This is a genomic window from Micromonospora sp. NPDC047738 (assembly GCF_040642675.1).
GTDB lineage: Bacteria > Actinomycetota > Actinomycetes > Mycobacteriales > Micromonosporaceae > Micromonospora.
The window spans coordinates 1-13,753 of sequence record NZ_JBEYSO010000043.1 but is presented as its reverse complement, the minus strand read 5'-3'; the positions used below and the strand labels follow the sequence as shown (position 1 = coordinate 13,753).

The following is a 13,753-nucleotide window of genomic DNA, read 5'->3' as shown; positions in this document are numbered from 1 at the left end:
TCACGAAGGCGAGCACTTCGAGATGGTCCGTCACGCGAACGCCTGCTCCCTCATATTCTCGGATGCCTTCGCCTGGCCCGAATGTCACAATGCCGTAGTGGAGGGCTTTCGGTGTGCGAGCTGCGGGAACACGCTGAGCGTCCCGGTCCGGTTGGTGGAGCTGCCGGAGGGGCTGCACTGGTCGCTCCTGGATTGCCATCACGTGAACCCGCCGCTCCTCGACCCCGGCACCTATGCGATCGACGAGGCCGCGTATGGCCGTGATCAGGTCGTCGGCACCTTCGTCCTCTCACCCGGCGACGTACGCGGGACACGCTTCGTCCATGACCTTGTTCGAACGGGCTGCTGGTCCGTGGTGGGGTGGACCCCGTGTGTGGCTTGCGAAGGCTGCGGTGCCTTGGTCGCCTCCCGGACGGATGACTGCAGGGTGGCTCAGGAGACGCGCTTTTACCCAGCGATGGTCGTCCGGGAGCCGTGTGACGATGAGCCTGATCGCGCCACGGATCCTTTTGCGCTGATCGCCGACTGGGACAGCCCTGCGCCCGACACTAGACAACGCGGCTGGGTGCCCAAGCCGACCCGCCCTCGCCCCGAACTCGTTGCAACCCGCTGGGGCGGGCGAGGTGTGAAAGAGCATCTCTTTCGAGATGATCCGCCAGCCTGACCAGCCAGCCAACATCGGACCTCGACGGCCGGCGTAAGGGATTGACCTGCCCTCCTCTCCGAGAGGTCAGCATCGACCACCGCTGAGAAACCATCCACTCGATCGACGGCTCATGTCCCGCCACGGCGCACTGATCTGCCGCTGGTCGTGCGGTGTCGGCTCGTCGTGTGAGGCCGACCACGCCGAGGAGCGGCGTTGTTGCTGGCCCTCACCGGGCGACTGGTCGTCCTGCCCGAGAGCGCACTTCCGGGATCCTGCCGATTCGCTTCCCGGGATGCCCGATGTCAACGCCGGCTGAACTCTGACCCCTGTCCTGCGATGTGAGCGGGGATCTGGGTGTCAGAGGTCGCCGTCGGGGCCGGTGTATCGGTGTGGGTTCGTGGCGGTGTTGCGGGGGCCGTGATCGGAGGGCAGTTCGTGCAGCCACCGGCGCGGGCCGGGCTGGGCGGCGAGGGTCCAGGCGGGGCCGGCGGGGTGCTCGTGGTGCAGGCCGGTGGCGACGGGCATGACGGTCGGGACGCCAGCGAGGGCGTCGAGGAGGTGGGCTTCGCGGCGCCGGGTCGGCACCCGTAGAAGGACGGGGTAGCGGGGGCCGAATTCGGCGAGGCGTTCGTAGCCGCGCAGCTTGCGCAGCACCCTGGCGAGGGGTTCGGTGCCGTTGTCGTGCTCGAGGAAGAACCCGACGGTGCGGCCGGCCGCGGACCAGATGCCGTGGCCGTCGGGGCGGATGCCGGCGAGGGTGTAGGCGGTGGTGGCGTGCTGCTCGGACCACCACCGTGCCAGCTTCGTGTTGGGGTCGGTGCGGGTGTAGGCGTGCAGGTCGATGAAGAGTTGGTTGGTGCCGAGTAGGTGCCGCAGGCGGGGGCTGCCGATGATGCGTTCGGTGCGTTCGATGCTGGAGCGCGGCGGCCGGGCATCAGGGTGTTCGGGGTCGGTGTAGGTGGTGGGGTGTACGAGCATGCCGAGGGGGCCGAGGGTGTAGAGGTGTTGGCCGTCGCCGGTGGTGATGTCGACGAAGCGGTGCACGGCGTCGATGCGGTGCAGGGCGGCCAGGCGCAGCCGCGCGGAGCGCGGTGACGGGAACAGGGCCGTGGCGATCTGGGCGGTGGACAGCACATAGTGCTCGGCGAGCCAGGCTAGGAGTTGACGGTCGCGCAGGGTCAGCCGGCGCAGGTGGGTCAGCCGCTGCAGTTTGCTGGAGGGGGAGCGGGACGGGCGGGACTCGGGGTTGGTGGATTCGCGGGGCACGAGGGATCTCCTCAGGGAGTAGACGTAGAGAGACTCCCTCCTATGGGGAGGGAGTCTGGAAATGTCACCGCCGTTCAGCGGAGGTCCTCACGGGCGGTGTGCTGCGCTGACAGCCACGCAGGGCTGCGGTGCGGGGCCGGATGTGGTGAGAGGTGGTGAAGGCGTGGTGAAGCCGCCGCGGAAGGCGTCATGGAAAGCCCACGCACGCCGCCGGATCAGCCCCCGCCGCCGCTGACGGCGACGGTGTCGGCCACCCGGTGGTTGGCGGTCAGGCGGGGCGGGATGGAAGATTGCTCCGTCTGGCGTCGCGAGTGTCCGCTCCGGTGGGCCGGTCGCTCTTGTCTGGGCGGGAGAACCTGTCGACGAGGGCGTCGATGGCGCTGGTGTCCTGGGGTTTGATGGCTTCGGCGGCGGTCTGCCGGATCGCGGTCGCCGCGCCGACCACCGGTTTCGGCGGGCGCGTCTTCATGGTGAATGGCGGTGTTTGGCGGCCGTCGGCGACGAGACGCGTCGCGGTGGTGTAGGCGTCGAGGTGGGTCAGGTCGTGTTCGTCGAGCTCGGGCAGGGTGTGGCGGGCGAGGACGCGGGCGTCCTCGGGCGCGCACGTGAAGTAGACCTTGTTGCGGGCGTTCGCCGAGGCGGCGGCGAGGAGGTCTTTCGGGAACTGGGCGAGGTCCTGATGGCTGAGGACGAGGGACAGCCGGTACTTGCGGGCCTCGGCGAGCATCGTGTCGAGGCTGTTGGCGAGGGTGAGGAAGTTCTGGGCCTCGTCGATGATCAACGTGGCGTCTCGGCGTTTGTCGGGGGCGATGCGGGCGCGGGCGGTGGCGGCCTGCCACACCTGCGCCAGGACCAGGGAGCCGAGCAGCTTGCTGGTGTCCTCCCCCAGCTGGCCTTTCGGGATGCGCACGAGCAGCGCGCCGCCGTCGAGGACCTTGCCCATGTCGAAGCTCGAGCGCGGGTACCGCATGGTGCGCTTGACGAAGTCGCGCAGGAGAAACGCGCGGAGGCGGGCGAGGACGGGGCCGATGACCTGCGAGCGCAGAGCAGGGTTGAGGTCGTCGTACCACTGCCAGAACCCGGACAGGCCGGCCGGGTCGTCCAGGTCGACGGTCATCGCCGACCGGAACTGCGCCGAGTTCAACAAGGGCGGGATGTGTTGCAGGGTGACGTTGGCGTGACGTAGCAGGGTCAGGCAGGCCACCCGCATCACGTCGTCCATCCTGGGGCCCCACGCCTTGGCGAAGATGTTCCCGAAGATCGACACGAGATTGTCCACGACCAGGTCGGGGTCGTCACCGGCGAGAGGGTTGATGGTCGGCGGATTCGGCTGGTCCGGGTCGAAGATGACGAGACGGTCCGCGACAGAGACAGGAAGCCGGTCGAGGATGTCCAGGACCAAGTCGCCGTGCGGGTCGATGACGACAGTGCCGCGGCCGGCGGTGATGTCGTCGACCGCCATGTTGACCAGCAGCGTCGTCTTCCCGCTGCCGGTGGATCCGATCACGTGCAGGTGATACCTCGCATCCGGCACGGACAGGGCCACGCCGTGGCCGCCGACCTCGGCGGTGCCGAGGACCTTGACGCCGCGCCCACCGGTCGGGACAGCGACCGGTACGGGCATGGACTTCGCCCGCGCCCGGTCCAGACCCGGGACGGCCAGATCTTGGGGCAGCGCGGCGAGCGCGGCCAGCTCGGGCGTGGAGGTGAGGAACCCGGCACCGAGGCGCCGCTGCGCGAGGACCGCGGCGGCGGCGGGCATCCGCGCCCGTGGAGTAAGCCGATTGCGGCCCGAGTACACGGCGAACGATGAGGCGATGGTGTCGGCGATGCCCCTCAACCGCGGCCGCTGATCGGTGCCGGCGCGTCGACTGTCCTTGCCGACCGCGTATCGAATGGCGATCTCCCACAGAGGATGGGAGGTCTTGTCGAGGATGGCACGCACGTCGCGTTCCACTCCCGGGTCGCGGCGGCCCGTCGGCCACGGCCGGCGGGCGCTGGCGGCGCGGCCGGGTAGGAATGCCTCCACGAGCCACAGCAGCGGCGCGGCCGGGTTGACGGCGGGTACGGCAGTCTTGCCGTCGCGCAACCTGCCGGCGATGCGTCGGGCGCGCAAGGCACGGCGGGGTGCGGCGGGGCGGGCGAGGACCTGCACGCAGGCGTGCTCGTCGGCCCGCAGTTGGGAGCCGGCCGAGATGAGCGCGCGCAGCGGGTCGTTGTTGTGGTCAGTCGCCAGGGGCAGCCATTCGGCGGCGGTGGGCAGCAGATATCCGCCCACCACCGTTGTCGCGTCGAGCGGGATGGGCGGGGCGGGGGTGTCGTCGGTGGTGCAGGCGGCGCCGGGCCAGGCGGCGCGGACGGCGGCTTCGACGGCACGGGGTGGGACGGTGCCGGGCACCCACACGGAGATGAGCAGTCGCCGACCGGTCCAGGTGTATTGCCAGGCGACGTGGGGGCTGCCGTAGAGCCACCGGAAGCGCCGGGACGGGGTGAGGGTGCCGGCGAGGTTGGCCCACAGCGCGGACGCGCTGTGAGGGTCAACTGCAGGTGGTGGGGCGATCGTGACGAGACGGGCGCCGTGGGCGTGCCGGTGGTGCCGCCACAGCTGCAGGAGGTTGCGGCCGGCGATGTAGGCGACGAGTGCGGCTGCGGCGATGGCGAGCAGCCAGGGCCGCTGCGCCGCCCAGCCGGCGGCGTCGAGCAGCCACCGCGCCGGCCCGGCCGGGGGCGGGAGGACGTCAGTGCCCGGCGCGGACGGGCTGGGCATCGGCGCAGGTGAGAGCAGGTCGCTGATGAGGGGTGGTGTCACAGGCCGTCTCCTTCGTCGTCGAGGTCGGCCACCTCGCCCGGGGTCGTGGTGCACCGCAGGTCCTCGGCATGGGAGGCGATCGCTTCGAAGCTGGTCCGGTTGGTGCCAGAGATCAGCAGGCCGGTGCCGACCCGTGCGGCGAGGAGCAGTCGACGTTCGCCGGCGGTGAGCCCGAAGGCGTCGCCGATGACGTCGATGGCCTGGGGGGCTTGCTTGAGCAGGACTTGGGTGGCGGCGTTGGCGACGACGGCTTGGCCGAGGTCGGTGCCGAGGAGGTCGGCGACGTCCTGGGTAATGACGGTCAGGCCCGCGTTTCGTTTGCGGGCGGCCTTCGACATGCGGAACAGGAACCGGGCACCTTCGCCGTCGCGCATGAGCAGCCACGCCTCGTCCACCACGACGAGCCGCCGCGCGGCCATACGGTCGGGAGCGTCGACCTGCCGCCAGATCGCGTCGAGGGCAAGGAGGGTGCCGACGCCGCGGAGCTCCTCGGGCAGGTGCCGCAGCGACCACACCACGAGATGCCCGTCGGGGCGGGTGGTGGTGGGCCCGTCGAACAGATCCGAGAAGGAACCTTCCACCCAGGGGGCGAGGCGGGCGGCGAGCTGGCCGGCGGCGGGATCGGGATCGGCGTGCAGGCAGTCGGCGAGGTCGCGCAGGAGCGGGGCGGGCCGGTGGTGGGTGGCCGGGTCCGGGGTGATGCCCGCGGCCCGGTAGACGGCCAGGATCGCCCGGTCCAGGGCCGCCCGCTCCGCCGGTGGCGGCTGTTGCCCGAGCAGCACCGCGATGAGGGTGTGCAGGAACAGGCCCCGGCGGGTGAGCACGTCCGGGCGGGAGTCACCTGCCGGCAGGTCGAGGGGGTTGACCTTCACGCCGGTCATGCCGAGGCGGACCACAGCTCCGCCGACCGCGTCGGCCAGGCGGAGGTATTCGTCTTCGGGGTCGATGACGGCAACCTGGACCTGCTGGTAGAGGTTGCGCAGGATCTCCAGCTTCACGAAGTACGACTTCCCGGCGCCGGAGCGGGCCAGGACCACGCTGTTGTGGTTCTCCTGTGCCCAGCGGTCCCACCACACGATCCCGCTGGAATCGGGGTTCACGCCGTAGAGCACCCCGCCGTCGGCGGGTGGGTCGCCAGGCAGCGGCGCGGGCAGATCTGCGCTGGCGAGGGGGAACGCGGCAGCGAGGGCGGCGGTGTCCATCGTGCGGCGCATCTGCAGGGAGTCCGTGGCAAGCGGCAGGGTGGTGGTCCACCCGGCCAGGTGCCGCCACGTGGCGGGCTGCACCTCGATCAGCGTGGACGCGGCAGCGGCCTTCACCTGCGCGCACGCCTCGCGGAGTTCGTCTTCGGTACGGGCGTGCACGGTCAGGTAGAGGCCGACGCGGAACAGCTTCGCCGCACCACGCGCCAACCGCTGGGCGAGGTCCGCGGCGTCGTCGGCGGCAGCCTCCACGGACGGGTCAGGCAGCTTGCCCCGCCCCGCGTCCGCCCGCCGGGACGACTCAAAGCGGGCCCGCTGATTACGCAGCCGGGCTGCGGCGACCGGGGCGGGCAGCGGATCGATGTGCAGGGCAAGGTCGAGCCGGCCCGGCCAAGACAACAGGGGTTCGAGCCAGGCCGGTCCAACCTCGGCCGGGTAGCCGGTCACCACGAGGGTGGCGGCGTAGCCGTCCCCGACCCGCAGGAACCGCGGGGTGACCTCGACGGCGGCGGGGGCGACGGCAGCCGCCAGCCCGTCCGCCTGACAGCCACCGCCGGCAGGCTGGGATCGATGACGCAGCTTCATGTAGGTCGGCTCCTTCCCTGCCGGCGACGCTGATGGGCTGTGGTTGAGGTGATGACGGCGTCGGGGGCCGCGAGGCCGCCAGGACGGGGCGGCCGGTAGGGGTCGGCGGCTGCGGCGAGCGCCGCGGTGACCGCCGCACCGTCGAGGGCGCGGGTGGTGACGCCCAGTCCGGACAGGGCACGGACCGTGTCGTCGGCGCGCCGTCGAGCCGCGTGCTCGCCGCGCTCACCGGCGCTCGTGCGGGTGACGATGAGGACCTGCCGGCGCAGCGGATCCTTGCGCGCCGCGAGATCGTCGAGGAAGCGGGCGTGGTCGCTGGCCGCGTCGGTCAGCGCCGGGTGCGGCAGCCGCACGGCTGCTTGGGCGAGGATTCGGGCGGCCGAGTGCAGGTCCACCGGCTGCGCCGATACCACGATTTGCGTCGGGGTCGACAGGCTGTTGAGCCAGCGGCCGAAGGTGTCGACAAGGGCCGCCTGCTCATCGCCGGTGCGCAGCGCGAGGTTGACGTTCGTCGTAGCGACCATCGCCGCTCGCGCGGCGCCGAGTCGGATTTCCCCTCCGTCGTCGATGGCGTCGGCGGGCAGCTTCAGCGGCGCCGGCACCATCACCTTCGTCGTCGGCGCCTGCACCCAGTCCGGTGTCTTCGACGTCGTGTCAGTTGTCGATAGCGCGCGCGGAGCCCGCACGTGACGGACGGCGGCGAGCAGCCACACGTCCAGCGGCAGACCGTCGCGGCGGCCGACAGCGACGCCGAAGACGAGGCCGCCGATGACGACGGCGGCGCCGACGAGCACCGGCGCGGGCACGACCTGATGCAGGGCCCGCCAAGCGCCGTAGAAGGCCAGGGCGGCGACGGCGAGGATCGCCAGCTGCCGGAACGTCAGCCCGTAGAGGACCTTGTCGGGGGCGTCGACGTCGCCGGGCATCCGCGCCCGCCCCGCCTCGGTGGAGTCGTGGGCGCTCATCGGCCCACCGCCTTCACCGCCCGGCCGAGGCCGGGGACCGAGCGGGTGACCTGCTGCACGACGATCACCCGCACCGCCGCGCCGAGCATGTTCACCCCGCGGCCGCTGCCGGTGGCCACGTAACGCCGCATGAGGGTGGGTACCCGCAGCGTCGTCCACAGCATGACGATCACGACGAACAGGTTGATCACTGCGCCGGGTTCGGCCGGCAGGCCGAGAACGGGCAGCAGATGGTTGGGGTCGGTGAGCATCCACTGCCCGGCGTAGAGGGTGAAGCCCTGCACCACGGGCACCGCGAGCACACCGGTGTAGGAGCGCCACCACAGGCGCGCCAGCGGGTCGGTGTGCGGCAGGGCGTGACAGGCCAGGGCGAGAGGTGCGGCGGCGGTGAGGACGAGCACGACGGCGAAACGGACGATCACGCTGAACGCGGTGCCGGCGAGCAGGACGGCGATGATCGCCACGCAGATCACGAACAGCAGCACAGCCGTCTTGTCCTGCCCGGCGGCGATGTGTGTCTTGATCGCCCGCAGGGCACCGTCGCTGTCCCCCACCGGCGTGGTGAGCGCGCCGGTCAGGGCGTTGGCCAGGTCGATGAGCATGCCGCACCACAGCTGTGAGAAGTGCGCGGTGACGAACCCGACGATCAGCCGGGGGAGTAGGTCCTTGACGGTGTAGCGGGTGGTCTCACTGCCGCCGGCGGTCATGGTGAGCACGCCGGCGGTGACAAAGGCCAGGACGAAGACGGTGTCGACGACGAGGACGGAACGGCCGGTCAGGGCCTGCACCTGAGGCAAGTCCGTGACGTTCGGGGTGACCAGCAGCACGCCGGTGATCACCTCGAACAGCGCGTCCAACGTCGCGAGGATCGCCGCCGCCAGCCAGTCCAGGATCTGGTCGAGCAGCCAACCCATGTCAGCCTCCGACGATTCCGCGGACGACCTGCAGCAGGATCGGCGCGAGAACGGCGAGGCCGTAACCGATCAAGGCGTTCTTCAACGCGGCCTTGGCCTTATCGACCTGGGCGGGGTCGCCGCCGGCAGTGGCCCAATAGACCCCGGCGAGGACAAGGAACAGAGTGGCGAGCGCGGCGAGGATGCCCATCACCCAGGTCTGCAGGTTGCCGATCACGACCGGCAGCGGATACGGACCACCGTCCTTGGGATCCACGGGGGCGGCGTGCGCGGCGGTCGGCACCGACAACAACAACACCACCACGCCGGTGACGGCGGCGCGGCGGACGGTACGGGAGCGGGTGAGGGCACGAAGACGTGCCGGAATGCGGAACATGACTCTTTCACCTCCGGCCCCGCCGACGTCCGGGGACGCGGCGGGGTGCTAGCGGACGGTCACGGAAAACCGCCGCCGGGCCCGCGGACGGGACGCGCCACGAACCAGACCGTCCCCGGGAGGAGCCCTTCCTCCCTTGTCGGGTAGCGGGTGTTCGATGAGGTGTCAGCGCACCAAGCACTGCGCGGCACCCGAGGCGGCCGGCACGGCGGGCGACCCGACCGGGTGCGGACCCGGCGGCGGGCGGGCTCCACGCCACCCGTGGAGGGCGACGAGAAGTCCCGCACCCCCAAACCGCCGGTTGTGTGCTCTGGCGAACGCCCCCGGCTCTCACCGCCACTCACAGCGGCACACAGCAACGCACAACATCTCGAACCGGTTGGGCTCCGCTCGGACCGGGGTGAAGGCGGATGTCGGCCAAGGGTGACCGACGTGCGACATCTGGTCGAGTCGTGACGGTGTCAGGCGCGGCTGTCAGACACGAAGCACCACTGACAGGCCGCCCAAGCCAGCGATAAGCGTCGATGAAGCTGCGCGGACGAAACGTTCTGCGACAATCGCCACCGATGTCACCGCTGCTCCTGTCGCCCTGCCGCTGACATGACACTCGGTCGCGGTGTCCGACCGGCTTTGTAACGTCCTGGTGGCGCTGACGCCGATGCCGCCTGCGCGAGATCCGGCAGCGGTGACATTGGCGCCGTCCGACCGATGTCACCGGTACCGGGATGTGAGTCGTTGTGAGCGGCCGTGGGCGGCGGTGAGTGTCACGTCCGGCCGATGGCATCGCCGTAGTGCTCCATTCGGCTGTCGACGGCGTTGCCCTCGGCGACTGGTGGCATCAGTGCCGGGCCTGTATCGCAGCCCAGCTCAACGACGCTGACAAATCCGAATGTCAACGGCGTGAGTCGATGTCATGGGTTGCCAGTCACAGGCAGTGTCACCAGTGCCGGCGCCGCCCCAGGGCCGTGGCCTGCGCTGTGAGGAGTTGTGTGACCGCCGTGGCCCAATCGGTGCCGCCGCGCAGCCATGGCATCGCGGCCCTGTCAATCGACGATCACCTCTGACACGGGGAGTTGTGACATGAGCGTGTCCGCCAACGACTGGCCAACCTCGCCGCTCGCCGCCGCCGACGCCGCCTTCACCGCGCTGACCGGCGAGCCAGCACCTCTGACGCTCGACCTAGACACCTGCGGCGTGCCCAACGCAGATGGGTCGGATGTCATGACACTGCCGGCGCTGCGCGACTGGCTCCTGCGTCACCCTCAGGCATACGCGCAACGTGACAGCGTGTGGCGGGAACTGGTCCGCCGTGCCCGCCTGGACGGGCCGGCGTGGGTGATCGCCGCAGTCGGGATGGCCATGCCCGCCCTGCGCCGCTACGCCGGCCAGTTGTGCACCGGCTACGACGGCGACCCCGACGACATCGACGCCGAGATCCTCACCGGATTCCTCACCGCCCTGCGCGACCGCGTCGACCTGACCCAGGACGCCCCGTACGCGGCGCTGTGCCGGGCTGCCTGGCGCGCCGGGCACCGGCTCCGCCTACAGATCGGCGAGTACACCTCGATCGCCGACGTCGACGACCTGCCCGGCCCCCACACCCCCAAGGTGCCCTACGGACACCCCGACGTGCTCGTGCGCCGCGCCGTCGGCCTGGGCATCCTCGACCCAGAAGACGAACAGCCCTACATCGACGTGCGGCTCGGGCGCCGGGCGATCGAGCCGATCGCCGCCGCACTCGGCATCACCGTCGACGCCCTACGCATGCGTCTGGGCCGCATCGACACCCGCATCGCCGACGCACTGCACAAGGGCCTGCTCACCGGCATCGCCTCCCCGCACGCCGCCGCAACCCTCACGGCTCAAGCCGAACACCGAGCAGCCACTCGCGCCGGCCGGGCCACCACCGGCCGACCACAACCCGTGTCTGAAGCCGCGGCAGCCGCCTGAGGCGCTCACTGCCACGGCCATGCCTGGCCGACGCGAACCCGCAACACCTGGAGGCGCCCTCACCATTTCAGGTGAGGGCGCCGCCGTATGTCTCCGCAGAGCAGGAACCGAACGACAAACCCCGCCTCGCCCAGGCCGGGGTGAGCGGGCGCACGCCGCTGGAACCAGAAGACGAGCCCCCCGCGACCCCCTCACCTCCGTTCAGTACGGCTATACCGCCGCCGACCTGCGATGTGAGTGCCACGAACGCCCCACCGTGAGCGCTTGCGAGCCGCTGTGAGAACCGGGGGCGTTCGCCAGAGCACACAACCGCCGGTTTGGGGGTGTCAGCGCACTACCCGCGCGGCGCGGAGCCGACATCCAGATGAGCGAGCACACGCCGCAGCACCACCATGACCCCGCCCACCCCGTCGACCCCGATGTCGACCCGGCCCTCATCGACCTGGTGGCCGGTGACCCGCCCGTCCCGGTCACCCTGTGGCGCACCGCCCACACCGAACCCGATACCGGCCGCGCGATCGGGGCCCGGCTGGCCTACCGGCTCGTGGCCGCCTACAGCCACCCCGGAGACGCGGTCGTCGACCTCACCAGAGACCACGCCCTCACCACCGCCTGCGCCACAGGCGGCCGCCGGCACCACCCCAGCTGGTTCACCGACGCATCCAGCCTGATCATTGGCCCAGCGACCCCGCCAACCCCCACCGACCCGGCCGCCCCGCCCGACGACAGCGACCTGCCGGACACGGCCGCCTGGTTCGGTGACGACCTCACCGACGCCGACCTGCCCCCGTCCAGCAACCCGGCTATCCCTGCGCCCGACAGCGCGTCCCTGGCAGAGGCGACCAGCCTGGTCGTGGCCTGCTGGCCCCTCGACACCACCGACGCGACCAACCGCATCCGACTGGCATGGCTGTTGACCGCGTGCGCGCGGCTGCTGCGCCCCGGCGGCTGCCTGATCCTCGTCGTCACCGCCCCCGCCAGCCCCGCCGCCCCGGAGGACTTCACACCCGTCGTGCGGGCGGCCGCAGGCGTCAGGCTGGGCTACCTGCAGCACATCGTCGCCGTCACCGCCGACGCGTGCGGAGACGCGTTCGTCTACCACGTCACCGACGAGGAACTCCTCGCCCTCGCCACGCAGGCCGAGCAGCCGTCGGCGGCGGCGCACCTGCGGGTGCACGCGGACCTGCTGGTGTTCAGCAATCACCAGGCGCCGGCTCCCCAACGGAACCCGCGCTCGGGGGGCGGTCGCCGTGGTTGAGCACATGCCCTTCCCCGCCGACCCGAACCAGCCGGCCACCCCGGCCGAGGACACCCACCGCGGCCAGCACCGCCTCTACGAGGGCCGCCACCGCGACACCGACGGACGCCACCGCACGCCGGGCGGGCCCCAGGGCCTATCGGTGTGGGCGACCGCCCAACAGACCGGACCGGTGCAGCGCCGCGGCCGGTACGTGCCCGAGTCGGTCAAGCACCCAGCCCGGATGCTGCCCGCGATCGCCGCCCACGCCATCGCCGCCTACACCCAGCCCGGGGACCTGGTCCTCGATCCGATGTGCGGGATCGGCACCACCCTTGTCGAAGCGATCCACGCGGGCCGCGACGCGATCGGGGTGGAGTACGAGCCGCGATGGTCGAACATCGCCGACGCCAACATCACCCACGCACAGCAGCAGGGCGCCGGCGGACGGGCCTCCGTGGTCCGAGGCGACGCCACCCGCCTGCGATCGCTGCTGCCCGCCGCCCTCACCGGGCAGGTCGCCCTCGTCGTCACCTCACCGCCGTACGGGCCCACCGTTCACGGCCTCGTCCGCCCCGGCGCCGACGGGGTGGCGAAGTTCGACAACGCCTACAACGACGGCACCGACAAAGGAAACCTCGCCTACCGTGACCTCACCGGCCTCACCGACGGGTTCGAGCAGATCCTGTCCGGCTGCGCGACCCTGCTGCGCCCCGGCGGCACCGTCGTGGTCACCGCCCGCCCCTGGCGCAAGAACGGGCAGCTCGTCGACCTGCCCAGCGCGGTCATCGCCGCCGGCATCCGCGCGGGCCTCATCCCGACCGAGCGGTGCGTCGCACTCCTTGCCGCCGTCCGCGACGGGCGACTCGTCGCCCGCCCGTCGTTCTTCCAACTCCAAGCCGTGCGTAAGGCCCGCACCGCCGGCACCCCACTGCACCTGATCACACACGAAGATGTGTTGATCTTCCGGGTACTTCGGCCGATGACTGACGACCACCCCGTGGGCGCCAAGTTCTGGACTGGTGTGCCGGGGGGTGTTCCTAATGGGTTTCGTCAAGGAAAGGCGCGGCAGGGGATCGGAACGCCGTACCGAGCAGTCGTCAGCGGGCCCCATCGCTCGGCTGACGGGACTCAGCGCAGCGATCGCGGCGCGGCTGGCCGCGATCCCCGGTGCCGAGGGACGATGTGATGCCGGCGAGAGACGCGTGGTTGCTGGGCGGCCCGGTCGACGGGCGCCTGATGCTCGTCGAGGTCGATGGGACAGAGGAGCTTCCCCTTGATCTTGATGCTGCCGCGAGCAGGATCGTATGTCGGTTCATGCGCCGAGCCCAGGCCCACCATCACCCATCAGTACCTTCTCGACGACGACGAGAACGGGCCCTGACAGCGCAGCTCGCCGCGTCGGAGCCCGGGGGCAACGGCGACCGCGTCGCTGCGGCTGAAGGATCTGTCGCGCCACCTGCCCTCGAAGAGCGGAGCGACCGGGCACGGCAGCGCCGGTGCTCCCGATCGGGGGTCTGCGTATCGAGGGGTTCGTGGCGGCGGGTTGCGCTGTGCGTCGGCAGTGCCTGGACGGCGAAGCATACTACCGGCGTCGCCGCCCGTCTTGGCCTTGATGTAGCGCAGGGGTCTCGCTTCGCAACCCCAGGTTAGGCACGGAATGTATCTGACGTATATCGCTGCGTATATTGATGACCTTTAGCCTTCGCTCGTCGTGTCTCTGATGGACCGGAGGGTGATGGTGAAGAGACGATCGCGGGGCTTCCTGATCGGGGGGCTGGTGGTGGCCTTGGTGGCCACGTT

10 protein-coding genes are annotated in these 13,753 nt (G+C 71.0%); 4 read left to right on the top strand and 6 right to left on the bottom strand.

Going from position 1 to position 13,753, the window contains the following annotated elements; all coding sequences use genetic code 11:
• Positions 1-154: 154 nt before the first annotated feature.
• Complete coding sequence (locus ABZ783_RS34210) at positions 155-664, top strand: hypothetical protein (protein WP_357446204.1); 510 nt, start codon at positions 155-157, stop codon at positions 662-664.
• Between the two features lie 339 nt (positions 665-1,003).
• Here ABZ783_RS34210 and ABZ783_RS34205 read toward each other — a convergent pair whose 3' ends face one another.
• The 6 genes from ABZ783_RS34205 to ABZ783_RS34180 all read right to left on the bottom strand — a co-directional run bounded on the left by ABZ783_RS34205 (position 1,004) and on the right by ABZ783_RS34180 (position 8,763).
• Positions 1,004-1,912, bottom strand: a complete 909-nt coding sequence (locus tag ABZ783_RS34205) for a replication-relaxation family protein (protein ID WP_357446201.1) — start codon at positions 1,910-1,912, stop codon at positions 1,004-1,006.
• A gap of 268 nt (positions 1,913-2,180) precedes the next feature.
• Positions 2,181-4,679 (bottom strand): DUF87 domain-containing protein, encoded by a 2,499-nt coding sequence (locus ABZ783_RS34200; protein ID WP_357446285.1) that lies wholly within the window; start codon positions 4,677-4,679, stop codon positions 2,181-2,183.
• Positions 4,680-4,717: 38 nt separating this feature from the next.
• Positions 4,718-6,508 (bottom strand): DUF87 domain-containing protein, encoded by a 1,791-nt coding sequence (locus ABZ783_RS34195; RefSeq protein ID WP_357446198.1) that lies wholly within the window; start codon positions 6,506-6,508, stop codon positions 4,718-4,720.
• Complete coding sequence (locus ABZ783_RS34190; RefSeq protein ID WP_357446195.1) at positions 6,505-7,473, bottom strand: PrgI family protein; 969 nt, start codon at positions 7,471-7,473, stop codon at positions 6,505-6,507. Before ABZ783_RS34190 ends, ABZ783_RS34195 begins: the two co-directional genes overlap by 4 nt.
• A complete protein-coding gene (locus ABZ783_RS34185; RefSeq protein WP_357446192.1) occupies positions 7,470-8,387 on the bottom strand; it encodes a hypothetical protein in 918 nt (305 codons plus the stop codon). Before ABZ783_RS34185 ends, ABZ783_RS34190 begins: the two co-directional genes overlap by 4 nt.
• A 1-nt stretch (position 8,388) precedes the next feature.
• Positions 8,389-8,763 carry a pilin gene (locus tag ABZ783_RS34180; protein WP_357446189.1) on the bottom strand — a complete coding sequence of 125 codons (375 nt, stop codon included), beginning with the start codon at positions 8,761-8,763 and terminating at the stop codon, positions 8,389-8,391.
• 1,080 nt (positions 8,764-9,843) lie between these two features.
• Here ABZ783_RS34180 and ABZ783_RS34175 point away from each other — a divergent pair.
• The 3 genes from ABZ783_RS34175 to ABZ783_RS34165 all read left to right on the top strand — a co-directional run bounded on the left by ABZ783_RS34175 (position 9,844) and on the right by ABZ783_RS34165 (position 13,139).
• Positions 9,844-10,713, top strand: coding sequence for a hypothetical protein (locus ABZ783_RS34175; RefSeq protein WP_357446186.1), 870 nt, complete (start codon positions 9,844-9,846; stop codon positions 10,711-10,713).
• Positions 10,714-11,077: 364 nt separating this feature from the next.
• Positions 11,078-11,971, top strand: a complete 894-nt coding sequence (locus ABZ783_RS34170) for a hypothetical protein (RefSeq protein WP_357446183.1) — start codon at positions 11,078-11,080, stop codon at positions 11,969-11,971.
• A gap of 4 nt (positions 11,972-11,975) precedes the next feature.
• Complete coding sequence (locus tag ABZ783_RS34165) at positions 11,976-13,139, top strand: DNA methyltransferase (protein ID WP_357446181.1); 1,164 nt, start codon at positions 11,976-11,978, stop codon at positions 13,137-13,139.
• Positions 13,140-13,753: the final 614 nt, after the last annotated feature.

Excerpts from the sequence above, each read along its gene's own strand:
- ABZ783_RS34200 (WP_357446285.1), bottom strand. The coding sequence starts at position 4,679 with ATGCCCAGCCCGTCCGCGCCGGGCACTGACGTCCTCCCGCCCCCGGCC.
- ABZ783_RS34195 (WP_357446198.1), bottom strand. The coding sequence starts at position 6,508 with ATGAAGCTGCGTCATCGATCCCAGCCTGCCGGCGGTGGCTGTCAGGCG.
- ABZ783_RS34190 (WP_357446195.1), bottom strand. The coding sequence starts at position 7,473 with ATGAGCGCCCACGACTCCACCGAGGCGGGGCGGGCGCGGATGCCCGGC.
- ABZ783_RS34185 (WP_357446192.1), bottom strand. The coding sequence starts at position 8,387 with ATGGGTTGGCTGCTCGACCAGATCCTGGACTGGCTGGCGGCGGCGATC.
- ABZ783_RS34180 (WP_357446189.1), bottom strand. The coding sequence starts at position 8,763 with ATGTTCCGCATTCCGGCACGTCTTCGTGCCCTCACCCGCTCCCGTACC.
- ABZ783_RS34175 (WP_357446186.1), top strand. The coding sequence starts at position 9,844 with ATGAGCGTGTCCGCCAACGACTGGCCAACCTCGCCGCTCGCCGCCGCC.
- ABZ783_RS34170 (WP_357446183.1), top strand. The coding sequence starts at position 11,078 with ATGAGCGAGCACACGCCGCAGCACCACCATGACCCCGCCCACCCCGTC.
- ABZ783_RS34165 (WP_357446181.1), top strand. The coding sequence starts at position 11,976 with ATGCCCTTCCCCGCCGACCCGAACCAGCCGGCCACCCCGGCCGAGGAC.